The sequence below is a fragment of the Pseudobutyrivibrio sp. UC1225 genome, from assembly GCF_900115215.1.
GTDB lineage: Bacteria > Bacillota > Clostridia > Lachnospirales > Lachnospiraceae > Pseudobutyrivibrio.
The window spans coordinates 312,220-338,313 of the sequence record NZ_FOVQ01000002.1 but is presented as its reverse complement, the minus strand read 5'-3'; the positions used below and the strand labels follow the sequence as shown (position 1 = coordinate 338,313).

At 39.8% G+C, this 26,094-nt stretch carries 24 protein-coding genes; all 24 read right to left on the bottom strand.

What is annotated here, in order from left to right:
- Nucleotides 1-11: 11 nt before the first annotated feature.
- Nucleotides 12-1,265 carry a glutamate-1-semialdehyde 2,1-aminomutase gene (gene hemL / locus BMZ41_RS04400; RefSeq protein WP_090161123.1) on the bottom strand — a complete coding sequence of 418 codons (1,254 nt, stop codon included), beginning with the start codon at nt 1,263-1,265 and terminating at the stop codon, nt 12-14.
- A 2-nt stretch (nt 1,266-1,267) separates the two neighbouring features.
- The gene (gene hemB, locus BMZ41_RS04395) at nt 1,268-2,239 is read right to left on the bottom strand and encodes a porphobilinogen synthase (RefSeq protein WP_090527153.1); all 972 of its coding nucleotides are present in this window, start codon (nt 2,237-2,239) and stop codon (nt 1,268-1,270) included.
- Nucleotides 2,240-2,262: 23 nt separating this feature from the next.
- On the bottom strand, nt 2,263-3,372 hold the full coding sequence (hemA, locus tag BMZ41_RS04390) for a glutamyl-tRNA reductase (protein ID WP_090527150.1): 1,110 nt from the start codon (nt 3,370-3,372) through the stop codon (nt 2,263-2,265).
- An 86-nt stretch (nt 3,373-3,458) separates the two neighbouring features.
- Nucleotides 3,459-4,421: a serine O-acetyltransferase EpsC gene (gene epsC, locus BMZ41_RS04385; RefSeq protein WP_072911260.1), complete on the bottom strand. Its 963-nt coding sequence runs from the start codon at nt 4,419-4,421 to the stop codon at nt 3,459-3,461.
- 19 nt (nt 4,422-4,440) lie between these two features.
- Nucleotides 4,441-6,039, bottom strand: a complete 1,599-nt coding sequence (locus BMZ41_RS04380; RefSeq protein ID WP_090161117.1) for a cysteine desulfurase — start codon at nt 6,037-6,039, stop codon at nt 4,441-4,443.
- The gene (locus tag BMZ41_RS04375; protein ID WP_028246449.1) at nt 6,026-6,985 is read right to left on the bottom strand and encodes a family 2A encapsulin nanocompartment shell protein; all 960 of its coding nucleotides are present in this window, start codon (nt 6,983-6,985) and stop codon (nt 6,026-6,028) included. Before BMZ41_RS04375 ends, BMZ41_RS04380 begins: the two co-directional genes overlap by 14 nt.
- Before the next feature lie 68 nt (nt 6,986-7,053).
- The gene (gene moeB / locus BMZ41_RS04370) at nt 7,054-8,511 is read right to left on the bottom strand and encodes a molybdopterin-synthase adenylyltransferase MoeB (RefSeq protein WP_090527148.1); all 1,458 of its coding nucleotides are present in this window, start codon (nt 8,509-8,511) and stop codon (nt 7,054-7,056) included.
- A 19-nt stretch (nt 8,512-8,530) separates the two neighbouring features.
- Nucleotides 8,531-8,947, bottom strand: a complete 417-nt coding sequence (locus BMZ41_RS04365; protein WP_051194727.1) for a M67 family metallopeptidase — start codon at nt 8,945-8,947, stop codon at nt 8,531-8,533.
- 174 nt (nt 8,948-9,121) lie between these two features.
- A complete protein-coding gene (locus BMZ41_RS04360) occupies nt 9,122-10,759 on the bottom strand; it encodes a sulfate adenylyltransferase subunit 1 (RefSeq protein ID WP_090527146.1) in 1,638 nt (545 codons plus the stop codon).
- A complete protein-coding gene (gene cysD / locus BMZ41_RS04355; RefSeq protein WP_028246447.1) occupies nt 10,759-11,664 on the bottom strand; it encodes a sulfate adenylyltransferase subunit CysD in 906 nt (301 codons plus the stop codon). The genes BMZ41_RS04360 and cysD overlap by 1 nt, the downstream gene beginning before the upstream one ends.
- 11 nt (nt 11,665-11,675) lie before the next feature.
- On the bottom strand, nt 11,676-11,987 hold the full coding sequence (locus tag BMZ41_RS04350; RefSeq protein WP_090527144.1) for a 4Fe-4S dicluster domain-containing protein: 312 nt from the start codon (nt 11,985-11,987) through the stop codon (nt 11,676-11,678).
- On the bottom strand, nt 11,987-13,711 hold the full coding sequence (locus tag BMZ41_RS04345; RefSeq protein ID WP_090527142.1) for an adenylyl-sulfate reductase subunit alpha: 1,725 nt from the start codon (nt 13,709-13,711) through the stop codon (nt 11,987-11,989). Before BMZ41_RS04345 ends, BMZ41_RS04350 begins: the two co-directional genes overlap by 1 nt.
- 10 nt (nt 13,712-13,721) lie before the next feature.
- Complete coding sequence (locus BMZ41_RS04340; RefSeq protein WP_090527140.1) at nt 13,722-14,783, bottom strand: sulfate/molybdate ABC transporter ATP-binding protein; 1,062 nt, start codon at nt 14,781-14,783, stop codon at nt 13,722-13,724.
- Between the two features lie 14 nt (nt 14,784-14,797).
- Nucleotides 14,798-15,628 (bottom strand): sulfate ABC transporter permease subunit CysW, encoded by an 831-nt coding sequence (gene cysW / locus BMZ41_RS04335; protein ID WP_090527138.1) that lies wholly within the window; start codon nt 15,626-15,628, stop codon nt 14,798-14,800.
- An 11-nt stretch (nt 15,629-15,639) separates the two neighbouring features.
- Nucleotides 15,640-16,473 carry a sulfate ABC transporter permease subunit CysT gene (cysT, locus tag BMZ41_RS04330; protein ID WP_200798832.1) on the bottom strand — a complete coding sequence of 278 codons (834 nt, stop codon included), beginning with the start codon at nt 16,471-16,473 and terminating at the stop codon, nt 15,640-15,642.
- A 57-nt stretch (nt 16,474-16,530) separates the two neighbouring features.
- Nucleotides 16,531-17,622 (bottom strand): sulfate ABC transporter substrate-binding protein, encoded by a 1,092-nt coding sequence (locus BMZ41_RS04325; protein WP_090527136.1) that lies wholly within the window; start codon nt 17,620-17,622, stop codon nt 16,531-16,533.
- 182 nt (nt 17,623-17,804) lie between these two features.
- A complete protein-coding gene (locus BMZ41_RS04320; RefSeq protein WP_090161109.1) occupies nt 17,805-18,593 on the bottom strand; it encodes an ABC transporter ATP-binding protein in 789 nt (262 codons plus the stop codon).
- Nucleotides 18,594-18,630: 37 nt separating this feature from the next.
- Nucleotides 18,631-19,326, bottom strand: a complete 696-nt coding sequence (mtnN, locus tag BMZ41_RS04315) for a 5'-methylthioadenosine/S-adenosylhomocysteine nucleosidase (RefSeq protein WP_090168931.1) — start codon at nt 19,324-19,326, stop codon at nt 18,631-18,633.
- Nucleotides 19,323-20,081, bottom strand: a complete 759-nt coding sequence (locus tag BMZ41_RS04310; RefSeq protein ID WP_090161105.1) for an ABC transporter permease — start codon at nt 20,079-20,081, stop codon at nt 19,323-19,325. The genes mtnN and BMZ41_RS04310 overlap by 4 nt, the downstream gene beginning before the upstream one ends.
- Nucleotides 20,082-20,101: 20 nt before the next feature.
- Entirely contained in the window at nt 20,102-21,319 is a 1,218-nt protein-coding gene (locus tag BMZ41_RS04305; protein WP_090161103.1) for a radical SAM protein, read from the bottom strand.
- A gap of 2 nt (nt 21,320-21,321) precedes the next feature.
- Nucleotides 21,322-22,383: an ABC transporter substrate-binding protein gene (locus BMZ41_RS04300; RefSeq protein ID WP_090161101.1), complete on the bottom strand. Its 1,062-nt coding sequence runs from the start codon at nt 22,381-22,383 to the stop codon at nt 21,322-21,324.
- Nucleotides 22,384-22,387: 4 nt separating this feature from the next.
- Complete coding sequence (locus BMZ41_RS04295; RefSeq protein ID WP_090527133.1) at nt 22,388-23,818, bottom strand: nitrogenase component 1; 1,431 nt, start codon at nt 23,816-23,818, stop codon at nt 22,388-22,390.
- Complete coding sequence (locus tag BMZ41_RS04290) at nt 23,818-25,212, bottom strand: nitrogenase component 1 (protein ID WP_090527131.1); 1,395 nt, start codon at nt 25,210-25,212, stop codon at nt 23,818-23,820. The genes BMZ41_RS04295 and BMZ41_RS04290 overlap by 1 nt, the downstream gene beginning before the upstream one ends.
- Complete coding sequence (locus tag BMZ41_RS04285) at nt 25,213-26,088, bottom strand: nucleotide-binding protein (protein WP_028246431.1); 876 nt, start codon at nt 26,086-26,088, stop codon at nt 25,213-25,215.
- Nucleotides 26,089-26,094: the final 6 nt, after the last annotated feature.

The window sequence follows — 26,094 nt, the reverse complement described above, 5'->3', positions numbered from 1 at the left end:
TTTTATTTGGTTTATAAGACTTTGTCAATCGCTGACAATGTTTTTTCCAAATCTTCTTCAGTGTGAGCATCAGAGATGAACATTGCCTCAAACTGACTAGGTGCCACATAAATTCCCTCAGCCACCATGCCTCTAAAATACTGGGCGAATTTTTCTGTGTCACATTTAAGTACATCAGCGTAGCTTTCCACTGAACCATCTGTAAAGAATGGAGAAAGCAGTGAACCTACACGATTGACACTAATGCCCTTTTTCTTATAAGCCTCTTCAAGCTTTGAAGCAAATGCATCTATTCTCTTATAAATATCCTTGTCGGCTTTTAGTACCTTAAGACTTTCGATTCCAGCTGTAACTGCAATAGGATTTCCTGAAAGAGTACCTGCCTGATATACAGCTCCAACAGGTGCCACCATATCCATGATATCCTTCTTACCAACATAGGCTGCAAGTGGCATTCCTCCACCTACAATTTTTCCAAAGGTAATCATATCCGGCTGGATTCCAAAGTACTCTGATGCACCACCAAAGGCTAATCTAAAGCCTGTGATAACCTCATCAAAAATAAGAAGTGCTTCATTATCCTTTGTAATCTTTCGAAGGAACTCTAAAAAGCCTTCCTTTGGTGGAACAACGCCCATATTTGCGCTGACAGGCTCCACAATAACTGCTGCAATCTCGCCCTTATTGGCCTTAAACAAAGCCTCCACAGAAGCCTCATCATTGTAATTAGCCAAAAGTGTAGTCTGAGTATATCCCTTTGGCACTCCTGCAGAATCAGGTGTGGACTCAGTGAGAAGACCTGAGCCTGCTGTAACAAGGAGTCCATCACTATGTCCGTGATAGTTTCCTCTGAATTTTATAATCTTATCCTTGCCTGTGTAGCCTCTTGCAACTCTGATGGCACTCATGACAGCCTCTGTTCCAGAATTTACAAGACGGACCTTATCCATAAAGGGAACAGCCTCTAATATAAGCTTTGCAAGTACTGTTTCCTTCTGAGTAGGCGCTCCGTAAGAAAGTCCATTATCGCAGGCTGCTTTTACAGCGTCGATAACAGGCTGATAGGCATGACCTAAAATCATAGGTCCCCATGAACATACATAATCTACATATTCATTTCCATCCACATCAAATATGTGACTACCCTTTGCATGGTCTATAAAAAGTGGATCCTGTCCCACTGCTCTAAAAGCTCTTACAGGAGAATTTACTCCACCAGGAATATGTTGCTTTGCATCCTCAAAAAAATCATGTGACACACTCATTATTAAACGTCCTCTTCCTCTATAAATCTGGCTACATCAAGTGCATGATAGGTGATGATTCTGTCTGCACCAGCTCGCTTCATAGCAATCATATTTTCAAGAACAATTCTCTTTTCATCTATCCAGCCATTGGCAGCTGCGGCCTTTACCATAGAATATTCGCCGCTGACATTATATGTGATGAAAGGCACATCAAAGCACGCTCTTGCTTCCTTCATAATATCAAGATAAGCAAGAGCCGGCTTTACGATAATCATATCTGCACCTTCTTCTAAATCATCCTCTATTTCTCTCATGGCTTCTCTGCCATTTGCAGGGTCCATCTGATAAGATTTTCTGTCACCAAAATGAGGTGCAGAACCTGCTGCATCTCTAAATGGTCCATAGTAGCCTGATGCAAATTTTGCACTGTAGCTAAGGATTGGAGTGTCGATAAAGCCCGCCTCATCCAAAGCCTCTCTGAGAGCTGCCACTCTTCCATCCATCATATCCGATGGTGCCACGATATCTGCTCCTGCCTTTGCCATAGATACTGCCATCTTTGCCAGAAGTGGAAGTGTCTCATCATTTAAAATATGCCCTTCGCAGACAAGACCACAGTGACCATGGCTTGTATATTCGCAAAGACAAACATCCGCAATTACGATAAGACCAGGATAGTTTTCCTTAATGTGTCTTACACACTGCTGTGTAATTCCATTGTCGTCATAAGCGCCGCTTCCCTTTTCATCCTTATGCTCTGGAATTCCAAAAAGAAGGATGGCAGGAATCTTTGCTGCCACAACTTTATCCAATTCTTCATCTATTCTATCAAGGGAATACTGATAGATGTTTGGCATTGAAGGAACTACATTTTTAATATTGCTTCCTTCAATTACAAATAATGGATAAATCAAATCCTTTACTGATACTTCATTTTCCCTGACAAAGCTTCTCATCTGGGGTGTCTGTCTTAATCTTCTAAATCTTCTCATAATCCTTCTCTCTAATCTTTTTATTAAGCTCCTGTCATCTGTGTTACCACATTTACGAAGCTTGAAAATTCTTCTGCCGTGGCAATTTCCTTGTATTTAAAAAGGAAATGCTGAAAATCTCCACTTGGAGAGTTCTTTATAGCTTTTAGCTTTTCCCTGTTATCGTGGAAGATCAAATCCTTAAGCAAATCATTAATCTCTTCCTCAATAATAAGCTCTCCGCTTTCTTTTTCCTGAAGCTTTATGGAATTATTTTCCTTTGCGATAGCTTCAAAATCGTCTATTGTAATAAGCTGGCTTTTGCCAAGCTTTAATATGTCTTCGTCAATATCCTTTGGAACAGCCAAATCTATAAACAGTCTGTCCCTTTCTTCCATGTGAATATCCACAAGTTTTCCGTAAGTAATGGTGTAATGCGGACTCTTTGTAGCTGAAACTACAACATCCATTTCATTAATATATTTGTATCTGTCCTCGTAAGGGATGGTAATTACATTTAAAGCATTTAGCTGATGAATATGCTTAGTTACATAAATCTCACAATCCCCGTAGGACAAAAGATTTTTAAAAACCTTGTTACCTGTGTCTCCTGTGGCACCGATAATCATGACCTTTTTATTATCATGGGCAAAATTATGAATTTTTGTGGCGGCAAGGGATGCAACTGAAACAGATGATTTTGATAGCTTTGTCTCTGTTTTAATTCTTTTTGCACATGCGATAGCGCTCTGAAAAACAGTGTTTAATTCAAAGCCAGTGAAGCCCTCATCCATAGAATAGAAATAGGCATTCTTTATCTGTCTAAGAATTTCATCTTCACCTAAAACCATAGACTCGAAGCCTGCTGCGACATGAAACAGATGATTCACCGCACCATTTCCATCAAAGAACAAAACATTTTGTTTTAATTCTTCCACAGAAACGCCTGCAAGCTCAGCCCAAACAGGAAGCAGCTTTGTGGCTTTTCCCACTCCATAGACCTCACATCTGTTGCAGGTATTTACATAAACGCATTCTTTTATGCATACCTCAGAAAGTCTACGAAAAAACTCCTTTGTTTTGTCTTCATCGAAGGCAAAGCTTTGTCTAAAATCAGTAGATGAAATTTTATGATTTACCGAAACTACGAACATAACATAATCGCCCTTTCATTGCCCATCATTATATATTATCTCTATAACAGAGCCAACTATAAATTGACTTATAGTTGGCTCCTTAATTATATGATGTAATACCACTCCTCTGATTGATGCAACTCTTCCGTCGCTATCGTATTTTCGGATGTCCGATATTCCATCTCCAAATTTTTCATGCTCACAATAGTATTAGGATTGATTGAGCTGGTAATAAATGTGTTACCACCTATTACAGCATTCTCTCCTATTATAGTATTACCTCCTAATATGGAAGCTCCTGCATATATAGTAACATTGTCACAAATGGTAGGATGTCTCTTCTTTCCAGAAAGCTTTTGACCACCTCTGGTAGAAAGAGCTCCTATGGTAACTCCCTGATAGATCTTTACATTTTTTCCTATAATCGCCGTCTCACCAATAACAATGCCTGTTCCGTGATCTATAAAGAAATTTTTATCAATAGTGGCACCAGGATGAATATCAATACCAGTTTTTGAATGAGCAAGCTCTGTCATCATACGTGGCAATACTGGCACCTGCTCAACATAAAGCTCGTGGGCAATTCTATAAACTGTACTAGCTATCAGACCAGGATAAGCAAGAATAATTTCCTCAAAACAACCTGCAGCAGGGTCGCCGTCGTAAGCAGCCAGCAAATCGCTTTCTATGTATTCGCGAATCTTTGGTATTCTACCAAAAAAGGCTTTACAGATTCTGTAGCTTTCCTTTCTTCTGTCATCTTCTGTCATAGTGCCTCGTTTTTTACAGAAATCCAGTGCCAGAAAGACCTGCTTGTTCATATGATAAAAAGTATCCTCGATAATGACAGCATAGCTATTGCTAGGATTGTATATTTTGAATGACTTATCTCTGAAATAGCCAGGATAAACTATTTTGAAAAGGTTTTTCACCAATTCCTGCACTTCCCTTTTATCCGGCTTATTAAAGATATCAACAGCATCAATATTTTTTCGACCGTCAAAATCCGCAAGGATATCTTTTACAATCACATCTATTTCCTGTTGTTCTTTAACTAGTGTGCTCACTATGTCCCCTTTCTACATTTTAAGCAAATGTTTTTAATACTCTTACAAGAGCATCAATATCATCTGGTGAATTATAAAGTGCTAATGTAGGACGAACTGAACTCTCATATCCAAAATGTCTAAGCACTGGCTGTGCACAGTGATGTCCTGTTCTTACTGCAATACCATAGCTGTTAAGTCTGTTTCCTACCTCTTCGTCTGAGTAGCCATCTAATTTAAATGAAAGAACTGATGCTTTGTTAAGGGCTGTTCCAATAAAGTGAAGTCCCTTTACATTTTTCATTTCCTTCATAGCATACTGAAGAAGCTCGTGCTCCCATCTGTAGACACATGGCATTCCTATCTCAGAAAGATATGTGAGTGCCGCCCCAAGTCCTACAGCATCGGCAATACTTCCTGTTCCAGCCTCAAACTTGTTTGGTGCTGGATTGTAGATGGTGCGCTCAAAGGTAACATCCTTAATCATATTGCCACCGCCGTGATATGGTCTGGCTGCATCTAAAAGTTCTTTCTTTCCGTATACAACACCAATTCCTGTAGGTGCAAATACCTTGTGTCCTGAGAACACAAAGAAATCTGCATCAAGAGCTGTGACGCTGACTGGAATATGTGCTATAGACTGAGCTCCATCTATAAGGATTCTTACACCGTGTCTGTGAGCAATGGCAATAAGCTCTGCAACTGGTGTAACTGTACCAAGTACATTTGATACATGAGCTACTGAGACAAACTTGGTCTTCTTTGTAAACAGCTTCTCATATTCATCAAGCTTTAGCTGACCTGATTCATCAACAGGAATGACCTTAAGTACTGCACCTGTCTCTTGGGCAATAAGCTGCCATGGAACAATATTTGCATGATGCTCAAGGATAGAAACGATAATCTCATCTCCTGGCTCTAGTGTTGGCTTTACATATGCGTTCGCCACAAGATTAATAGCCTCTGTGGTTCCTCTGACAAAAACGATTTCATCAGATGAACCGGCACCGATAAAATCTCTTACAATATCTCTGGCATTCTCATATGCATCTGTGGAGCGAGCTGCAAGTGTGTGTGCTCCTCTGTGCACATTTGAATTCTCATGCTGATAATAATATGAGATTCTGTCGATTACCTGTTTTGGTCTTTGTGTTGTAGCACCATTGTCAAGCCATACCAGTTGATGACCGTTTATCTGCTCTGAAAGAATAGGGAAATCACTTCTTATCTGGGCAAGAGTCTTAGAGCCAATTCTTATGGACTCATCTCTTGAAGTATAAGAAATATATTCCTCACTTTCCTTTTCCACCTGATCACCGCCAAGTGATGTAGGCACATCAATAGCCCTGCTTTGCTCGTCAGCCTGAGTCTGAGACAGTACCTGTGGAGCATATCCGGAAGTTGCTAGAGTTGCTGTAGGCACTTCTGGAATAGCAGACACTTCTGGGATAGCTGGAATCTCAGGGACATTTGCATAAGGCAAAATGATATCCTGACTTCCGCCATAGATTGTCTGTTCTGGAACCTCTGGTGCCTCAGGCTCTGCTATGCTGCCTGTCAAATCAGGAAACAATTGATTAGCAAGTGCTGTCAGTTCCGCTGCACTTGGAACCCCTGCAAGATTCTCAATCGTAGTCATAATACTCACCTACCTCTACATCTTCCAATACTGCAATAGCGTCATCTGCAAGAATTGCTGCTGAGCAGTATAAAGACAAGAGATATGATGCTACACCCTTATCATCGATTCCTCTAAAACGAACAGATAAGCCTCTTGAGTGCTCATTCTTAAGACCAGCCTGGAATAATCCAACTACACCACGCTTTGCCTCACCTGTACGAATTAATAAGATGTTTGTCTTACCGCTCTGAGACTTTGGATTCTTAAGACCATCAACCAAAAGCTTGTCGGTTGGGATAATTGGAATACCTCTCCATGCTAAGAATGTTCCTCCAGCAAGGTTTACTGTTACAGGTGGAACTCCTCTCTTTGTGCACTCTCTCTCGAAAGCTGCAATTGCGCGTGGATGTGCAAGGAAGAATGAAGGCTCCTTCCAAACCTTTGTGATAAGCTCATCAAGATCATCTGGTGTTGGAGCACCGTTTCTTGTCTGGATTCTCTGAGAATCTGGAACATTCTTAAGAAGACCATAATCATCGTTGTTGATTAACTGGCTTTCCTGACGCTCTCTTAAAGACTCGATTGCAAGTGAAAGCTGCTCCTGAACCTGATCATAAGGTGCGCTGTAAACATCTTCGATTACAGTGTTTACGTTAATGATTGTTGAGATTGAATTTAATCTGTACTCTCTTGGTGAAGTCTCATACTCAACATAACCATCAGGGATAATGTCAGATTTCTTTGTCTGACTGCAGAGAACATCAAGTGGGGTCTCACCTTCCACTACCTTGTTAACTCTGTAGATACCTGTCTCCAATCCCTTGAATTCCAAAAACTTTGTAAGCCACTTAGGTGTGATAGCACCAAACTGAGGCTTAGTCTTTGTGACATTCGCAAGATTGTAGGCAGCCTGGGCACCAAGAGCATTGATGCCTTCAGTCTTTTCTACTGCTTCTTTTGCCATTTTTCTTATCCTCCTTAAAAAAAATAATATGGGGTTTATATAGAAACGCCATTTGGCGGTTTCTATCCTTATAACCACGCACCTTCATGAGAGAATATAATATCTTTCATTGCATCTAATCCTCCCTTAAGATTGTACATAGGTCCTTCATAGCCAGCTTCCCTAAGGGTTCTGATTGCAAGCTCACTTCGCTTGCCTTGTTTACAAATAAATATGGTGTCAACATCAGGATTTAGTTCATTCTTCCTTCTTGCAAGCTGTCCAATTGGAATTACTACTGCATTAGGAAATCTAAGCACTGCTCTTTCATGAGGCTCTCTTACATCAACAAATGTAATTGGTTCCTCTTCCTCAATTCTTCTAGCAAGCTCCTCTGGTTCAATGCTTTCGATTGGCTCCTCATCCTCATCAACCTTTAAACCGCAGAATTCTTCATAATCAAAGTCCTCCACGTCAGTGATTGTTGGTGAGTAGCCACACAGTGGGCAATCGTGATTTTTATCTACATGCAGTATTCTTGAATGAAGATACAGACTATCTATAACAAGTAGCTTTCCATCCAAGTGCTCTCCAATTCCAATTATCAGCTTTAAGGCTTCGTTTGCCTGAATACTTCCTATTATTCCACCTAACGGACTTATAGAACCTCCTTCAGAACAGGTAGGAACAAGTCCCGGCTCTGGTGGAGCAGGATACAGACATCTTAGACATGGACCGCCTTTATAATTAAAGACTCCCACCTGACCTTCAAACTGGAAAATAGCGCCAAACACAAAAGGTATACCTGTAAGCACGCAGGCATCATTTATCAGATATCTGGCTTTGTAATTATCAGTACAATCGATTACCAAATCATAGCCATCTATCACTGAGACGATATTGTCCGCATCAAGCTGAACATTCTCATCCTCGAACTTAATATTTCTATTTATATTTCTGACCTTGTCTCTGGCAGATGCCACCTTTGGTCTTTTTAAATCACGATTTGTATGAAGCACCTGATTCTGAAGATTTTCCATGGATACCTCGTCAAAATCCACCACCTTTATAGTGCCCACACCAGCTGCCGCAAGATACTGGATTACTGGTGAGCCAAGTGCACCAGCGCCTGCCACAACCACTCTTGCCGCCTTGATTCTCTTCTGACCTTTAACACCAATCTCACGAAGCATCAAATGTTTGCTGAAGCGCTCCACCTCCGAATCATCAAAAGCGACCTCTTTTCTTCTTGCATCTGAGATTATGCTGTCCTCTGGTGCTCCACCTGCAATTGCAGGAAGAAGAAGAACCTCTTTTGACGCATCAATAGCTTTGTTCCAATTATCTCTATGGCTATAATTTTCATCACCTACATATATTTGAACAAAGCTTCTGAGCTTTCCTTCTTCATCAAACAATACTTTTTTAGAATCTGGATACTCGTCGGTAAGAAACCGTAAAGCATCCTTTATGTTGTCAGCTTCTACATCAAGCTGTACGTTTTTATCAAAAAAATTTCTAAGTGTAGCCGAAATGTAAACTAGCATTATTCTTCCCTCCAAGTCTTTATATATGAACCAATACTCTCTCTTCCTTTACGTCTGTAGTCTCTGGCTTTTCTCTTCTATAAGCTCTCATATCTACAACTCCGTTTTTAGTAACAGCAAATATAAGATTTAAAACTCCTGGCACCATATACTCTTTGTCTGAAGTTGAAAGAGTTGCTGTCTTGTTAGGATGTGAGTGATAAAATCCAATAATCTCTTTTTGCTCCTTCTCAACCCTGTAAATTTCCAACGGATTCATAGAGAAAAAGGACTCCCTTTTGTCATTTTCTCTGTTGGTTGCTTCTTTGATATCGTATATACGATTATCATGGAGGTTTCCAATAAGAATCCCACAGGCTTCATTTGGATACGTATTTTCGATATGTTCTGCTAATTTGTTATACGCATCATCTTCAATTACAAATGTTCCACTCATAGGCAATCCCCTTTCTTTTATTTCCTATCTATCCACTAGGTTGATAGGATTATAGGCTCTAGAGCCCGTAAAATCAATACTTCTAGTTCCTAAAGATAATTAGAGCCAGCTATCAACTCAATTGATAGCTGGCTCTAATTGTTAAAAAATTAGGCATTCTAAATTATGTTAATTTTAAATATAATCTCCAACTGTAGCTGTTTCACCACTTATTGCTGATGCTTTGTAAATATAATCTGTTGCATCTGTCACTGAAGTGATTTCATCTGTGATCCAATCGCTTATGTATCCTCTTGTAGATTTAAATACAGAGGTATCCAAATCTTTTTTTGCAAAAAGCAGCACCACAATACCTGCATCATTAAGATGCTTTACAACACCCTTTATTCCATGGTTGCTTTCCGGTGCGTAAAGATATGTATGTCGTCCTCTGTTGCTAAGCTCTTTTTCCAGCTTCTGTACAAACTCAAGATTAACTAGTCTGCTTTCGCTAAGCTCTACTGTAATGGCTCTTTGTCCCTTCCAATTGCTTCTCACTTCTCTATCTATAACTGTGGCAGATATTCCCGCCTCTTCCTTATATACCTGATTTACTACACCACAGGCAGAAGTCATATTTGTAATTCTATCAATAAGAATAAGCTCACCAAGTGTTTTGTGCTTTGCAAAGGTGTCTACCACGATGCTGTCTGCAAGCTGCAACTCACATACGGCAATCTCATTTTTATCTAATGAGGTAGCTTCCTTCTTCTCACCGGTATTTACATCAATTGTATTTCTGATATTTGTAACAACACCTGGGATAAGCTTTGTGCCAAGCTTTACAAAGAAATTCTTTCCTGTCTCAAGCTTCTCATCATCCATCCAAAGAAGTGTAGCCTCAATAGATGAAGTGACTCCGATTTCCACATTGGAAGAAAGGACACAGCCTCTTGATACATCCACCTCTCGATTGAGCTGAATCGTAACAGGTCTTCCAATAGATGCCTCTTCCACTTCTTTATCAAGCACATGGATACTCTTTACATTTGCCTTTTCTCCACTTGGAAGAATGGTAAGCTCATCTCCCACATGAACACTACCGGCTTCAATCTGCCCCTGAAATCCTCTGAAGGTATGATTTGGACGGCAAACACGCTGTACTGGCATGTAAAATCCCTTCTCTTCCTTTTCAGATGCCACGTCCACCTGCTCAAGGTATTCAAGCAAAACTGGACCCTCATACCAGGTGATGTTTTCTGAACGCTTTGTAACATTATCGCCTTCTGTGGCTGATACAGGAATAACTACATGGTTTTCAAGCTTTAATTCATTTACCAGCTCTTCAATCTGTTCAGTAATTTCATCAAAACGTTCCCTGCTATAACGCACAAGATCCATTTTATTTATCGCAAATACGAAATACTTAATTCCCATAAGAGAGCAGATTCTTGCGTGTCTTCTTGTCTGCACCAGTACACCCTGCTTTGCATCTATAAGAATAACTGCAAGATCTGCAAAGGATGCTCCTACAGCCATGTTTCTAGTGTATTCTTCGTGGCCTGGTGTATCTGCAACGATAAAACTACGATTGTCAGTAGTAAAATATCTGTAAGCCACGTCGATGGTGATTCCCTGCTCTCGTTCTGCCATAAGTCCATCTAAAAGTAAGGAATAATCAATAGCACCGCCTCTACTACCTACCTTTGAATCAAGCTCCAGTGCCTTTTCCTGATCTGCATAAAGAAGCTTTGAATCATAAAGGATGTGTCCAATGAGAGTAGATTTTCCGTCGTCCACACTTCCGCATGTAATAAATTTAAGTAACTGCATTAGAAATATCCCTCCCTTTTTCTACGTTCCATCGAGCCTGCTGCCTCATTATCGATAACTCGTGTTGTTCGCTCGCTGGAAACGGCACTTAGTGTCTCCTCTATGATTTCATCCAAAGTGTCAGCATCCGACTCAACGCCACCTGTAAGTGGATAGCAGCCCAGAGTTCTAAAACGCACCTTTTTATTTACAACCTCTTCTCCCGGAAGAAGTCTCTTTTCCATTCTTTCATCATCCACCATGATGATATTTCCATCCCTGTAAACAACAGGTCTTTCCTTTGCAAAATAAAGAGATGGAATTTCGATATTTTCTCTTTTGATGTACTGCCAGATATCCTTTTCAGTCCAGTTTGAAAGAGGAAATACACGCACCTCCTCACCCTTGAAAAGCTTTGTGTTAAAGAGCTTCCACATCTCTGGGCGCTGATTCTTTGGATCCCAGGCATGGGCAGAATTTCTAAATGAAAAGATTCTCTCTTTTGCTCTGGATTTTTCCTCATCTCGTCGGCCTCCACCAAAGGCAGCTGTAAAACCGTACTTATCAAGTGCCTGCTTTAGTGCCTGAGTCTTCATAATATCTGTATAGGCACTGCCGTGATCAAATGGATTGATTCCCTGAGCAACACCTTCTTCATTAATGTATTCAAGCATGGTAAGACCATACTTTTCTGCAACTGCGTCACGAAACTCAATCATTTCTCTAAACTTCCATGTGGTATTTACATGTAAAAATGGAAATGGTGGCTTTTCAGGGTAAAATGCCTTTAATGCAAGGTGAAGCATTACCGAGCTATCCTTTCCAATAGAATAAAGCATTACCGGCTTTTCGCACTCTGCGGCAACCTCACGGATTATGTATATTGCCTCAGCCTCCAGCTCATCAAGATGTGTCAATTTGCTCATAACATTCCTCTCTAGTATTTGTTAGATTCCTTCGTATTTACGGTAATTGTTTCACTGCTGCCATCTAATCGTTTAACAGTCCAGGTTCTCAAATCTCCTTTTTCTTCAACAGAAAGAATGGAACCCTTTCCTCCTATATCAGCTCCTAGGAAAAACTCGATAGCACCAGTCTTGCATTCCTTTAGACAGGAAGTACATCCCCAGCAGTCCTTTTCTCTTTTGATTACAGCTTTCGTATTTACTATCTTTATAAGATTTCCTGGACATACCTCTGCGCATCTTTTACAACCTATGCAGGACAAGGCGTTAATTCTAATACTCATTAAACCTCACCTCCTGCATCTACCAGTTTATTGCCATCAAAGGCAAAAATCACTGGTTTGTAATCATTCACAACAAGTGGTCTTTTTATTATTTTTATCTGGTTGTCCTCTTTGATTGAATTAATATAGACCTCAAAATCCTTATCCTCGTCCGGATAATTTTTGTTTTCTGCAAAGCTGTGCCAACGTGTTTCTTTTCTGGCCTTTAAATGCTCTATAAGAGAAAGGCACACTGTTAATCTTTCTTTGATTTCGTAGATTTGTAATAGCTCATCTGTGTCGGAAGCCTTCAAGGTCTCAAGAACGTCAAACAAGCCAGAGATTTTTTCTTTTGCAAGCTTTAGTCCTGTCTCATTAAACTGATAAGCCTTGCTGATTCCACCGGCATACTCATCCATTATTTTTTGCATGCTCTCTTCAAGCTGCTCTATGGTGATATTTCCTTCCTCATTATTTAAGAATTTTTCATACTGAGAAACTATGATTTCCCAGCTATCATCAGAATATGCCTCCTGACCTTCTGCCAAAAATTCTTCAATTCCAAGTGCGGCAAGCTTTCCCTCTACTAGAGCTCCCGTTACGTATTTCTGTGGGGCACCTCCTGCCACATCTCCGGCAGCATACAAGCCTTTTACTGTAGTGGCTCTGTTGTTGTCCACCCAGAATCCACTAGCTGTGTGACCGCCTACTATATATGGCTCTGTGCCTTCTATCTCCACATTCTGTTTAGCTGGTCCCTGACCGCCCTCTAGCCACTTTAGTGTCTGGGATGGTGCCATGTTCAGATAGGCTTTGTAAAGCTCGTCCTCCTGCTCCTTTGAAATCTCATCTGTCTTTAGATAACAAGGCCCATTTCCTAGTCTGTTTTCCTCAGTAGTGCCATAAACTCTTTCGCAGGTGGCAACGCCGTACTTTGTCTCATAAATTTCCCCTTTGCCATTCATCTGCTTTGCTCTCACACCCTGAGCTATGGTTCCTGTAGGAGCAATTGTATCCTTACATCTAAGGGCGATAAATCGCATTTCAAAAGTGGTCATCTCTGCTCCCGCGTTGATTCCCATAGCATAGCCTGCTCCGGTATTAAAAGGTGGATACCACATTTTATGTCTGGAAAAACCCGGGTTATTTGGTCGATATAGACCTGCTGCTCCGCCTGTTGCAATAAGCACCGCCTTTGCTATTATCACGTAGGCCTTTTGACTATTTACATCAAATCCTACAGCTCCGAAAACTTTGTTTTCCTTCACCATAAGATCTGTAATATTAATATGATTAATGATTGAAACATTGTCCTGAGCCTCTGCCATCTTCGCTAAAATAGGCTTTATGTTTTCTCCATTTATCTTTATATTTCTGTTTCCTCTGGTAACATATTTACCATTTTCATCCTTTAAGATAACCAGCCCGTTTTCTTCAAGCTTATGTGTTACCTCATTTAGATTTTCAGATATGGATAAAAGCAAATCCTCTCTTACGATTCCCTTTGCATCCTTCTTGCAATAATCCACATAATCCTGAGGAACTCTGCCCTCTGTAATATATGCATTTATGGCGTTTACACCGGCAGCAAGGCATCCGCTTCTTTTAATGTTTGCCTTTTCAGCCACAAGGACCTTGTGCTTTCCGCTTTGACCAAATGTATATGCAGCGTAACAGCCTGCTGTACCGCCGCCAATTATCAAAATATCTGTATTTAATTTTTCTACCTGTATCAATTTTTTCATTCAAACATCCTTAAATTACAACATCTTCTTCTGCAAGTGAGCTGTTAGTTGCCAGGAATACTTCATCCTCTGACACGATATAAAGTCGGTAAATAAACAAATCAACAGTCTCTCCAACCTTGATTTCAGGCTCGTTTATACTTCTGCTTGCAGAGATAAGATTTCCGTGAAGTCTCGCCTTTATTTCAAGACTGCTGCCTCTAAAGATAATGTCTTCAACAACAGCTTCCTCAGCAGAATTTGCAAACTGAACGCTTTCGCCCTTCTTAAATACGCTTACAAACTCAGGACGAATATATGCCTTTGTACCCTCTCCCTTTCTGTTGAAATATCTAAACTCCTGATAGTTTTCTACAGCTACAGAATTTCCAATAAACTGTGCCACAAATGGTGTGGCCGGGTTCTTATAAAGCTCCTGAGGAGTGCCGGACTGCTCCACCTTTCCCTGATTAGTGACAATGATTTCGTCTGCCACCTCGATGGCCTCATCCTGATCGTGAGTTACAAAGATACTTGTGATATTTAGCTTTGTAATCATCTGTCTAAGCCAGGTTCTAAGCTCTAAGCGCACCTTTGCATCGATAGCCGCAAAAGGCTCATCCAAAAGAAGAATCTGTGGATTTGGAGCAAGAGCTCTTGCAAAGGCTACTCTTTGCCTTTGTCCTCCTGACAACTGGCTCGGATATCTCTTCTCTAGTCCCTCGCAGTTGATAAGTGAAAGCAGCTCTGTAACACGTGCCTTAATCTTGTCCTCTGGCACCTTCTTCACACGAAGACCAAATGCAATATTGTCGTACACAGTCATGTATCTAAATAATGCATAATTCTGAAATACGAATCCTATTCCTCGCTCACTTCCCGGGATATTGTTAACCACCTTTCCATCGATAATAATCTCTCCGGAATCAGGCTGCTCTAAGCCTGCAATCATTCGAAGAATAGTGGTCTTTCCACTTCCCGATGGTCCAAGAAGAGCCACCAGTTTGCCCTTCTCAATAGAAATATTGATGTCCTTTGATGCGTGGAATTTTTTGAAATGCTTATTAATATCATGAAGCTCAACGTAAGCCATATTATTCACCCCTTTTACTTATTTAAATCAAGTTCCTTTTGTCCGCGTTTTTCAATTACCAGTCTCAGTATCAAAACAACAATTGCCAGCACTACCAAAATAGAAGATGCTGCAAATGCCCCAGTGAAATCATAGCCCTGATACAAAAGCTCTATATAAAGTGGCAATGTGTTTGTCTTGCCTCTAAGATGTCCTGATAAAACTGATACTGCGCCAAATTCTCCCATGGCTCTTGCTGTACAAAGCACTATTCCATAAAGCAAAGCCCATTTGATATGTGGAAAGGTTACCTTTCTAAAAATAGTGGCTGTACCTGCTCCCATGATGGCTGCTGCCTCTTCTTCATCCGTTCCCTGAGCTGTAAGCACTGGTATAAGCTCTCTTGAAATAAATGGAAATGTGACAAAGATTGTAGCTAAAACGATTCCCGGAACAGCAAATATAATTTGAATTCCATAGGAATCTAAAATTGGATATAGACTGCTCTGTCGTCCAAAGGTAAGTACATATATAAGACCTGCTATAATTGGTGAAACTGTAACTGGCAAATCTATAAAAGTAGATAATAGCTTCTTGCCCTTAAATGCATACTTTGTAATTAGCCATGCTGCAGCAATTCCAAATATCGTATTTACAATAACCGCAAATACGGTTGCCTCAATTGTCAAAAGAGCTGCCTTGATAGCATATTCATCTGTAACTGCATTTATATATCCGGAAATACCATCTTTTAATGCCGTAATTACGATATAAATGAGAGGAAGTATAAGAAACACTCCCAGGAAAATAAAACTGATTGTGATTAGAACATATTTTAAAACCTTATTCTCTCTTCTTAGATTCATAATCTCTTCTCCTATGCCTTTCCATTAACTCTCTTTGAAACAATGCTTTGTGCCAGTGCATTTACTGACAAAATCACAATGGCTATACCAAGCATTACAAGAGCGATGGAGGTTGCCGCTGAGTAATCGTATTCCTGAAGCTCTGACATGATAAGTAGTGGTGCAATCTCTGTTTCATATGGAGTATTTCCGGCGATGAAAACTACGCTTCCATACTCACCGATTGATCTGGCAAATGCTAAAGTAAAACCTGAAATAATCGCCGGTAATATTTCCGGAAAGATTACTTTTCTAAATGTAGTCTTGGCATCAGCGCCTAAAATAAAAGCAGCCTCCTCGTACTGAATATCTATTTTTTCCAAAACTGGCTGCACGCTTCGTACTACGAATGGGATGCCAATAAAGACAAGGGCTACTGTAATACCAATTCTTGTGTAAGCGATTCTGATTCCAAAAAGATTGTAGAAAATCTGTCCCACCCATCCGTTTGTAGTGGTCAGATGTGTAAGTGAAATACCTGCAACTGCTGTTGGCAGAGCAAATGGAAGCTCTATGATTCCATCTATAAATCTCTTTCCTTTGAAGTCATATCTTACTAATATCCAAGCCAGGATAAGACCCATTACCACATTGATAAGTGAAGCAACAAAGGCTGTGGAGATAGATACAAAATATCCTGAAAGAATTCTTGGTCTAGTCACCGTATATACGAATTCTGAAAAACTTAATTTTGCAGAAAAGACTACAAGAGAACAAAGGGGAATCAACACAATGATACTTAGTATCGTAATTGTTATTCCCATTGAAATTCCAAAGCCTGGTATTATACTTCTTCTTTTATTCATAGTCATAATCCTCTCTGAAAAACCTTGGAATGGGTTGCCCCATTCCAAGAAATAATCTTATTGCTCGTAAATACTGTCAAAGTTTGCACCATCAGCGAAGTGATCTGCTCTGGCCTGTGCCCAGCCACCGAAATGATTGATATCTGTTAAATTGATATTATCGTTAATCCACTTTCCATCAGCTGGAATCTCTGTGATTGTGTTTGAATCAGCTGTAAATACATACTTGTCATAGATTGACTTTGTGCTAGGTCTATAGAAGTTCTGTGCCTCTATTTCCTGAGCTTCATCTGAATACAAATATCCTAAGTATTCCTTAGCTACATCTGCTGTACCGTGCTTTTTAGCAACCTCATCTACTACAGCTACTGTTGGCTGGCAAAGAATTGATACTGAAGGAACTACAATTTCATACTCTCCTGGGTATTCCTTAAGTGAAAGGAATGCTTCATTCTCCCAAGCAATAAGTACATCACCCTGCTTGTTTTCAACAAATGATGTTGTAGCTCCTCTTGCACCAGAATCAAGTACAACTACGTTTGCATAAAGCTGCTTGATTGAATCAAGAATTTCTGAATCATTCTGTCCCTGCTGCTCGAAGTAATACCAAGCTGCAAGATAGTTCCACATAGCACCACCTGATGTCTTAGGGTTTGGTGTGATTACTCCCACATCTTCTCTGATTAAATCGTTCCAGTCATAAATCTTTTTTGGATTTCCTGAACGAACTAAAAATACGATTGTTGATGTGTATGGTGAGCTATCTAATTCGTACTCTGATGTAAATCCATCATCAATAAGACCTGCATCTGCAACAACCTGCACATCACCCTCAAGTGCAAGTGTTACCACATCTGCCTCAAGTCCGTTGGCAACCTCAAGTGCCTGCTTACCAGAACCACCGTGTGACTGTGTGATTTCAACCTTCTGACCAAACTCTTCTTCATAGTGCTTTGCAAAAAGCTCGTTGTAAGCTGCGTAAAGCTCTCTTGTTGGATCATAAGAAACGTTTGTAAGCTCGATTGTCTCCCCAGCACTCTTTGGAACTTCTTCACTATCTATGCCTGAAGCACTACTTGTGCTTCCACAACCTACAACCGAAGCTCCAAGTGTTGCAATTACAATCAACGATAAAAGTTTCTTTTTCATAGTCATTACCTCCGTCTAAATTATTATTAACTACTCAACTACTAGGTTGGTAGGATTATATGCTATAAACCCTTGTAAAATCAATACTTCTAGCTCCTAAAGAAAATGAGAGCCAGCTATAAAATAGTTTTATAGCTGGCTCTCTCTATTTGCTCTGTATATACTTTTCTACTTTTTCATAATCAAATTACATATTCAACATCCAAAGTTTCTTCATCCGAATCCTCAAATAGATAATCATAAATCTTCTTTTTAACCAGGTTGAAATCTGGACTATTTCTCTTTCTGGCTGCCAAATCCACCTTGATTACATCCTTTACCTCACCTGGACGGGCACTCATAACAACAATTCTGTTCCCCAAAACAATAGCTTCTTCTATGTCATGGGTTACCATAACCATTGTAGTGCCTTCTTCCTTTTGAATTCTAAGAATCTCCTTTTGCATCTGAATACGTGTAAGCGCGTCAAGCGCCCCAAATGGTTCATCTAAAAGCAAAATGGTGGGATTGTTTACAAGTCCTCTGGCTATGGCTGCTCTCTGGCTCATACCTCCTGATAATTGGCTTGGATAACTGTTTTCAAACCCGTGAAGACCTACTAAATCTATATATTTTTGAACCTTCTCATTCTTCTCTTCCTTGCTGAGATTTTTCAATCCAAAACCTACATTACTTTTAATCTTAAGCCAAGGCAACAACCTGTGATCCTGAAAAACCATTCCGCAGTTTGGACCTGGTCCCACAACAGCATGTCCATTTCTCTCTACCGTACCATCCTCATAGGAAACCAGACCACACATCATCTTCAGCAAAGTGCTTTTACCACAACCTGAATGACCTACTATTGTAATAAATTCTCCTTTTTGTATGTTTAGATTAATATCGTTGAGAACCTTCATCGGCTTTTTATCTATGAAGAATTCTTTGTTTAAATGTTCTACCTTAATAATTGTGTTATCCAGTTCTGCCATAATTTTTCTCCAAATCACTTAGTTGTCACACTTACTTCTATATTGCCTCCAGAAATGAAACCAATAATTCTGTAGGCTTTGTGTTTAACTTATGTCGTATTTCTTTTTCTTCTTCAGTATCAATCTCATGCTTAGCTATGATTGTCGCATCTTCATTTGCAAGATCAGAGAATATTCTAATAGCCGCAAACTCCGTATCCTTTGCTGTAGCCACTTGGGCAATTGCAGCTGTTTCCATATCAAATGAAATTGGATTAAAATCTTTTATTATGCTCGCACGCTCATTTTCATCATGCAAAAAGAAATCACCAGTAGCCAGCTTCCCCGTCAGATAATCATAGTTCTTTTCCTGTGCTGCCTTTTCAAGACCACTTACAATCCATTCAGAAGTATCTTTAATAACCGGTAAATTATCCTTGATAAATGGTTTAAAATCTGTTTGAACATAGCTCTTACCTATAGCGACTGTTCCTCTTTTTACATTTTGGGCCAATCCACCTGACACTCCAATGTTTACAAGCAAATCCGGATGATACTGATTAACAACATCAGCTGTTTGAAATGCTGCGTTAACCTTTCCTACTCCAAGTACCTTTACAAATAACTGCAACTGCTTTTCGTCATTTGTATAAGTATTTTCCTCAGTTTTATTCCAACCTGGTCTATCTGTAATATATTGATGTATATACTCTGTTTCCTCATCCATTGCACTTACTATTGCAACCTTCTTCATCGTTTATTCTCCCAAGGTGTAATCTTTTTAAATATATAAGATAAAATCAAATCACTAAGTATGCCTATTGCTCCAATTATGATGATACAAAGAATAACCTGATCTGACTTTAACATGCTTCTCGCATCATTTAATCTATAGCCAATTCCTGAAGTAGCTCCTAACATTTCAGCTGCCACAACTGCCATCCATGAAGCACCCATTCCAAGCTTTAATCCTACTAGAATATTTGGAAGTGCGTTTGGCATATATACCTTTAAAAATGCTTCCCATTTGCTGAGCTTGTATAAATGAGCTACCTCTAGCAAAGAGTCAGGTGTAGAAGCAACACCACTCATGGTATTTACCATTATTGGAAATGTAGCAGCAACTACTATTACCACCACTTTTGATTCTTCTCCAATACCACACCATAAAATAATAAGTGGAATCCAAGCTATGATTGGCACCTGTCTAATTGCAGTTGCTACAGGAATAATTAACGTCTTTACGAATTTGTTCATTCCTGATAAAGCCCCAACAATAACTCCGATACTTACAGCAAGAAAATATCCTTTTAAAACTCTAATCAAACTTGCAATAACATCCTGTTGAATACTTCCCTTTTCCGCCAAGCTTTTAAAAGTAGCTATTACCTCAGATATCTCAGGAAGTATTGCTCCTGAAATTCCTTTCACAGTGGTGGCATAAAACCATGCCACCACAATAGTCAAAGGAAATATAATACTTACTAGAAAATCTTTTGTTCTAACCATATTACTTCCTCCAGATTCCACTAACTGGCAAGAGCCTCCTCATGCTCCACTTCATCACTTGATAGAATTGGTAATCTGCCCTCTTCAATTCTATAGAAATCAAGTACAAGGAAATCCGGTGATGGTGCCACATCGAGGTACTGCTCGTATGTGATACCAGCCTGCTTATGGAGTAGATATGTCTTCTGTGCTAAGTCAAAATGCCACTCTGGAGTAGGTGTTCTATGTCCTTCAAGTTTTGAGCCTGGATTTGGGCACCATGCATTTGTAAGGCAGATAATACCTTTCTTTGTTAGATACTCAACACCTTCAAGAGTTCTCTCTTTTGGTTCAATACCTGCTACGAAACCAGTACGAACTCTTCCTGGACCAAATACACTGACAGCCTTTTCAAGAGAATCAAGCCAATGCTGACGTCCACCGCACTCCTTATCTTTTCCTGGGCATATAACCTTAAAGAAGTTTTCATCCCATACTTCAAGCTGAATAGCAATTGTTCTAAATCCTGCCTCCTTATATTTTTCGATAACATCCAAATCAGCAGGTGCACCAATTACTGCAGTACCATTGAAATCTTCTAAACCAGTCTCATCCTGAATGGCCTCAGCAACATCGATATAGTAATCTACCTCGCGTCTTTCAGGTACGAATCCACCTGTAAGATTTACGTGTCTTGCCCCACTGGTACGGAAAGCTTCCGCAACTGTCTCACCTATCTGACGAGGATTCTTCCACTGAATATTTTCCTTTTCAGCATATGTATCCTTTGTGGCATTAGCATTGCAGAATAAGCAATCCAAACCTTTTTCCTTTAGTGAGCATTCATTACTGTATGCAATACCTACCACTCCATTTGAGAATGTTCCTACATGTGACATATAAGTGCCGTCAGAAGTCTTTTTATTGTAATAGGCTGGTCTCTTATCAAATTCGATACGGAATTTTTCCTGACCATTGTCGTACAAGTAAAATTCTCCATCGATATACTTAATCTCTACACTTGATCTTGGATCCCAGGAGAATGAATATCTGATTCCACTTGGCGATGTGAAATTGCAAGGGAACAATACCTCTGGATGAATTACATGATCCATTTCAAACAATGCATGAATCTGTTCCTGATATTCTCCACCTAAATCCAAATTCTTGAAAATCTTTGGATCCACTTTTATTCCATCTACGTTAACCTTAGCTTTAAACTTTAATTCATTTAATAATTCTGTCTTGATATCACTCATTTTTATTCTCCTTTATATTCCGCTTTTGCTCTCTCATAATATGAAAGGTCATACCATTCATCTACATCGAAATCTCCATCTGTAAGGTCGTTTTCCTGTAAGAATTTCAGTGTGTTTTTCGCATTTTCCACAACATCTTCTGTAGCCTCAATTGTTGCGTAATTATCATGATTAGGATAAGAGTAATCATAGCTTTCAGCCTTATAACCTGCAGCAACCCATTGTTCCTTTAAAGCATCTGGATTATTTTCGATATATTCATTAGCTCTCACAAAGGCTGTTAGGAACGCCACTGCTGTTTCAGGATACTGTTCAAGAAAATCATTTCTGATTTCTGACATTCCCCCTGATGACCAGCCTTCATGGTCTCTACTAAAGATAACCTCATCATATCCATTTTCCTGAACTAATCTGTAAGTAACATCACTTGGCTGCGTAACTGTAGCATCGACACTTCCCGTTTCAAGAGCTGCCAGTGCATCTTGCGCTGGAAGATTTACAAACTCGATATCATCAATTGTTAAACCTTCTGATTCAAGGATGTATGTTAATATTCTGTGCATAAAAGCACCCTTTTGTGTTGCTACCTTTTTCCCTTTTAAATCTGCAACTGTTTTGATATTTGAATCTGGATTGCCAAGTACTACTACTGTATTATTCAGACCGCTGAAGGAAATTACAGTAGTTTCAATTCCATTTGACTTTCCATTTACTGCCGGAACATCTCCTAGGATTCCAATATCCAAACTTCCAGCAGCCAATGCTTCATTAATAGCTGGTCCTGCTCCCGCCATTGGTACCAGATTCGCTTTAAAACCTATTTTTGCAAACTCCTCCTCAAAGTATCCCTGATCTCTTGCAACACCTTCTGTTCCTAAAAGAATATTTGCTCCTGATGTATCTACAAAACCAATATTTATCTCTTTTAATTCTCCATTGGATGCAGTGATGTTTTCTTCCTCTGTTTTAATATTTTCACTTGCTGTGCTTCCGCATCCAGTAAATACCCCCGCCAATAAAGCTGCCATAACTCCAAATGCCAATAACTGATTCTTTTTCTTCATGTTGTCATCCTCCGTAATTAACTAATTTTGCTGTTCTTTCAGAGTTTCTAACAACAGACTTCCCATGTGATAGCTCGTGCCATGATTCTCCTCCTTTTACACTCTGTACGAATCTTATAAGCTCTTCCTTTTTCTCCAACTGCTTTTCTTTAACAATTGAAATGTAGCTCTGTAGCAATTCAATCTGTCCTCTGACTCCCGCTGTAGTCTGGTTTAAAATTGCTCTATGATAAATTGGATAGCTAAACTCAAGCAATGAAACATTGTTTTTCTCGGCAATCTTTTTCTCAAGTGAGCTTCCGATTACAACTTCTGCTCTGCTTCGCTTAATAATATCCTCAATATCTTTTGCATCTGATGTGATGTAGATGTTTTCCGCAATGGATTCAAGCAGCTCTGTGTTATCTCTATCGTGTTCTTCATCCTTCTTTAATGCGTCTGTAAGAACTGCTCCTACCACTCTTGCTCCAAGGACTTCCCGAAAGAGTTTTCCATAGCGGATTACCTGTTCCTCATCACCTACGATAAGAGTTCTCTTTCCCAAATCATATTCAAAGATGTCATCCCTGATTCTTGAAAGATAATTCTTCTCGTATTTTTCTTCACTGTTCAGGAAGCTCTCCCTAACCTCCTGATCAATCTCTACATACTCCGAAACCTTATCTAAAAGTTCCTGCTCATCACTTACATTAGCAGGCAATGCGCTTTGATTTATATATGGAATATCAAATCTCTCCTTTAAAAGCTTTGCTGGAAGCTCACCCCATCTGCTAAAAACAATTGAAGCTGCAGCATTTTTAGCATTTACCAAATCATCTACACCGCCATATACTCCAAAGAAAAGATTCACCTTTAAACCTACCCCTGTAAAAATTCTTCTAATCTCCTCCAGATTGCCCTGCCAATATGGGTCCTTCTGTGGAACTATTCCAAATATATTGATAAGCTTTGAATCTGTATTTTTCTCATTCTTTTTAACTCCATCAATAGTCTTTAATATGTCATTTAAAACATGCTCATAACCATAGTGACTACCGCCATTAAAGCCTGCTATAAGAGTGTCTACAACAGGCTCTCCCTGCTCTACAATCTCCCTTGTCATGGCATCTACATCGTCGCCTACCATCGCCGATTCGCAGCTGTTTAAGATGACATATAAATCTCCGTTTACAACCTTGATTGTGTTTTTAATCTGTTCACGAAGTCTTGATGCTCCACCAAAAATAACGTGTCTCTCCTGTGCGGCGGTGCCTGGAGTAGCAAATCCGCTGTATCTGCCTACTCCGTTTCCCACCGATTTATTTGCAAGGTAGTTTATAACTCCACAACCTGCATTTGCATGAACAACTGGTACCACTCCTTCGATTTCATGTACTGTCTGTAAAGCACCGTGGAGTGCGCATCCATTTCTTGGATTTTTAATTACGTTTGACATTAGCTTACCTCCTGCTTTACATACCAGTTTCCACTGCGACGTTTAAAACTATCTTTATAGCTGCTGACGTTTCCGTTCTTTCCCTGAAGTCTCAACGCTCTTCGAATTGAAGCAATGATTACATCTACACCTTCAAATCCGTATGTAACTCTGTTCTTTGTGGAAACAACTACTGCTCCCTCATCTGTCACGTATGAATTACCCACATTCTCGCTAAAGAAAATATCGATATGGTTTTTCTCCAGCTCGTTTGCTTTTTCAAACTGCTGTCCATTTCCAATTATGGCTATAGCATTCTTCTGTAAGAAATCAAATCTCTTAAGCTGCTTTCTGTTATCCAAATCCACAAATGGTGAAGAGAAACCTAGCACTTGTCCACCAAGGTTTGTCAGCAATCTTCCATAGCCATATACCTTACTTAGGGATGCATCTACAAATACTCGCTTGTCTTCCAGAATGTTACCTACAAACTGCTCAGAGATTTTTGCCTCCGCCTCGTCAATGTAAGCTACTACCTGCTCTTCAATATTCAAGAAGCTTCCAAGCTTCAACAGGAAATTCTTTGTTCCCCTGAAACCTATAGGGGCTTCGCTTTCTATGTAAGGAACCCCAAATACCTCCTCAAGTTCCTTCGCCAGATAATCTCCCTCTTCTGGATTTAAAACGACAGTGGCCCTGGCCTTTGATGCTTTTCTGATTTCCTCAATGCTTGAAAATCTTGGAAGCACCTGGAACTTAATGTTTAGCTCATGAAGTATGCCTGCTATTGAAGCTACATCCTCAATGTTCTCCGAGAAGGAGATTACATTTATGAAGTCTTCCTTCAGATCTACATTTTTATCTACCAGATACTTCAACAAACTGTGTGTCACAATATCGTACCCAGTTACTGGTGTTTTTGATTTAAATCCGTCTGTATAGATACTGATAATTGGAATACCAATCTCGTCCTCCAGCTCGAGAATTACTGAATTTATATCATCATTATTAATGGCGACTACTGGAGTTCCAAGAATGAAGATTGCCTTTGGATGCTTCTCTTCATTTGCTCTGAGGATTGCCTCACGAAGCTTGTCATCTCCACCGAGGATGGTGTCCCTTTCCACAAGATTTGTAGAAAACCATGTGAAGCCTTCTTCTTCATCCTGTGCAATTCCAAGAGCCGAGCATCCGATAGAACCATTCACAATAATCACCGCATCTTTTATCTTTGATAGGACATCAAAAGCATAGATTGTCTCGTCGACATGAACCTGCGAAAAAGTTCTGATTCGCTGTCTGATTTCCGCTCCAGCGGATTCATCAATAAGGCCTTCTAGAGTCCCATGAAAGTGACTAAGAGCACTGAGTCGTTTTTCTCTTGTTAATGCTTTTCTATCATCTAAAAAACTCATTTAAATCGCCTCCGCTACTCCAACTACTCCGCTTTCAATATCGTAAATACGGTCTCCCCAGTTTCTAGCCCAATCTCTAAGCTCTGCAGAACCAAGCGGATTAGGAACCACAAGATTCTCATTTTCCGCAATGTACTTGGCAAGATTTCTATAAATATCAGCCTGTGCACTATTAGGCTTAGCCTCAATAACAGTCTTTCCATAAAGCTCGCTCTGCTGAACATCAATTGAACGATTTACGTATCCTGCAATGCTTGTACCAGTCTTTGCCACAAAGTCCTCTACGATTTCTCTGTGATAACCTGGCTTCATGCTGTTGGCAATAACACCACCAAGCTTTGCACCACCTGTAGGAGCATATTTGTTAATCGCCTTGAAAAGGTTATTGGCAGCATATAAAGCCATAAAATCTGATGAACTTACAACGTATGCCCTGTCTGTAATTCCATCTCTGATAGGAACTGCAAAGCCACCACAAACTACATCTCCAAGTACGTCATAAAGAACATAATCAGGCTTAAATTCTTCGAAAAGATTTAGTTCCTGAAGAAGATTTACTGCTGCGTTGATTCCTCGTCCTGCACATCCTACCCCAGGAACTGGACCACCAGATTCAATACAAAGAACTCCACCGAATCCTTTTACGGAAATATCATCCAAATGAATCTTGTTACCTTCTCTTAAGCTATCAAGAACTGTTGGAAGATAATTATTTCCTCGAAGTGTGTTTGTTGAATCACTCTTTGGATCACATCCAATCTGAATTACTCGATATCCTGCTTCTGCAAGGGCTGCGCTAATATTTGATGTAGTTGTTGATTTTCCAATTCCGCCTTTTCCATATATTGCTATGTGCTTACCAATTTTCTCTGCCATTGTTCT

Coding starts and splice junctions, on each gene's coding strand:
- hemL (WP_090161123.1), bottom strand. CDS start 1,265: ATGAGTGTGTCACATGATTTTTTTGAGGATGCAAAGCAACATATTCCT.
- hemB (WP_090527153.1), bottom strand. CDS start 2,239: ATGAGAAGATTTAGAAGATTAAGACAGACACCCCAGATGAGAAGCTTT.
- hemA (WP_090527150.1), bottom strand. CDS start 3,372: ATGTTCGTAGTTTCGGTAAATCATAAAATTTCATCTACTGATTTTAGA.
- BMZ41_RS04380 (WP_090161117.1), bottom strand. CDS start 6,039: ATGACTACGATTGAGAATCTTGCAGGGGTTCCAAGTGCAGCGGAACTG.
- BMZ41_RS04375 (WP_028246449.1), bottom strand. CDS start 6,985: ATGGCAAAAGAAGCAGTAGAAAAGACTGAAGGCATCAATGCTCTTGGT.
- moeB (WP_090527148.1), bottom strand. CDS start 8,511: ATGCTAGTTTACATTTCGGCTACACTTAGAAATTTTTTTGATAAAAAC.
- BMZ41_RS04365 (WP_051194727.1), bottom strand. CDS start 8,947: ATGAGTGGAACATTTGTAATTGAAGATGATGCGTATAACAAATTAGCA.
- BMZ41_RS04360 (WP_090527146.1), bottom strand. CDS start 10,759: ATGCAGTTACTTAAATTTATTACATGCGGAAGTGTGGACGACGGAAAA.
- cysD (WP_028246447.1), bottom strand. CDS start 11,664: ATGAGCAAATTGACACATCTTGATGAGCTGGAGGCTGAGGCAATATAC.
- BMZ41_RS04350 (WP_090527144.1), bottom strand. CDS start 11,987: ATGAGTATTAGAATTAACGCCTTGTCCTGCATAGGTTGTAAAAGATGC.
- BMZ41_RS04345 (WP_090527142.1), bottom strand. CDS start 13,711: ATGAAAAAATTGATACAGGTAGAAAAATTAAATACAGATATTTTGATA.
- BMZ41_RS04340 (WP_090527140.1), bottom strand. CDS start 14,783: ATGGCTTACGTTGAGCTTCATGATATTAATAAGCATTTCAAAAAATTC.
- cysW (WP_090527138.1), bottom strand. CDS start 15,628: ATGAATCTAAGAAGAGAGAATAAGGTTTTAAAATATGTTCTAATCACA.
- cysT (WP_200798832.1), bottom strand. CDS start 16,473: ATGAATAAAAGAAGAAGTATAATACCAGGCTTTGGAATTTCAATGGGA.
- BMZ41_RS04325 (WP_090527136.1), bottom strand. CDS start 17,622: ATGAAAAAGAAACTTTTATCGTTGATTGTAATTGCAACACTTGGAGCT.
- BMZ41_RS04320 (WP_090161109.1), bottom strand. CDS start 18,593: ATGGCAGAACTGGATAACACAATTATTAAGGTAGAACATTTAAACAAA.
- mtnN (WP_090168931.1), bottom strand. CDS start 19,326: ATGAAGAAGGTTGCAATAGTAAGTGCAATGGATGAGGAAACAGAGTAT.
- BMZ41_RS04310 (WP_090161105.1), bottom strand. CDS start 20,081: ATGGTTAGAACAAAAGATTTTCTAGTAAGTATTATATTTCCTTTGACT.
- BMZ41_RS04305 (WP_090161103.1), bottom strand. CDS start 21,319: ATGAGTGATATCAAGACAGAATTATTAAATGAATTAAAGTTTAAAGCT.
- BMZ41_RS04300 (WP_090161101.1), bottom strand. CDS start 22,383: ATGAAGAAAAAGAATCAGTTATTGGCATTTGGAGTTATGGCAGCTTTA.
- BMZ41_RS04295 (WP_090527133.1), bottom strand. CDS start 23,818: ATGTCAAACGTAATTAAAAATCCAAGAAATGGATGCGCACTCCACGGT.
- BMZ41_RS04290 (WP_090527131.1), bottom strand. CDS start 25,212: ATGAGTTTTTTAGATGATAGAAAAGCATTAACAAGAGAAAAACGACTC.
- BMZ41_RS04285 (WP_028246431.1), bottom strand. CDS start 26,088: ATGGCAGAGAAAATTGGTAAGCACATAGCAATATATGGAAAAGGCGGA.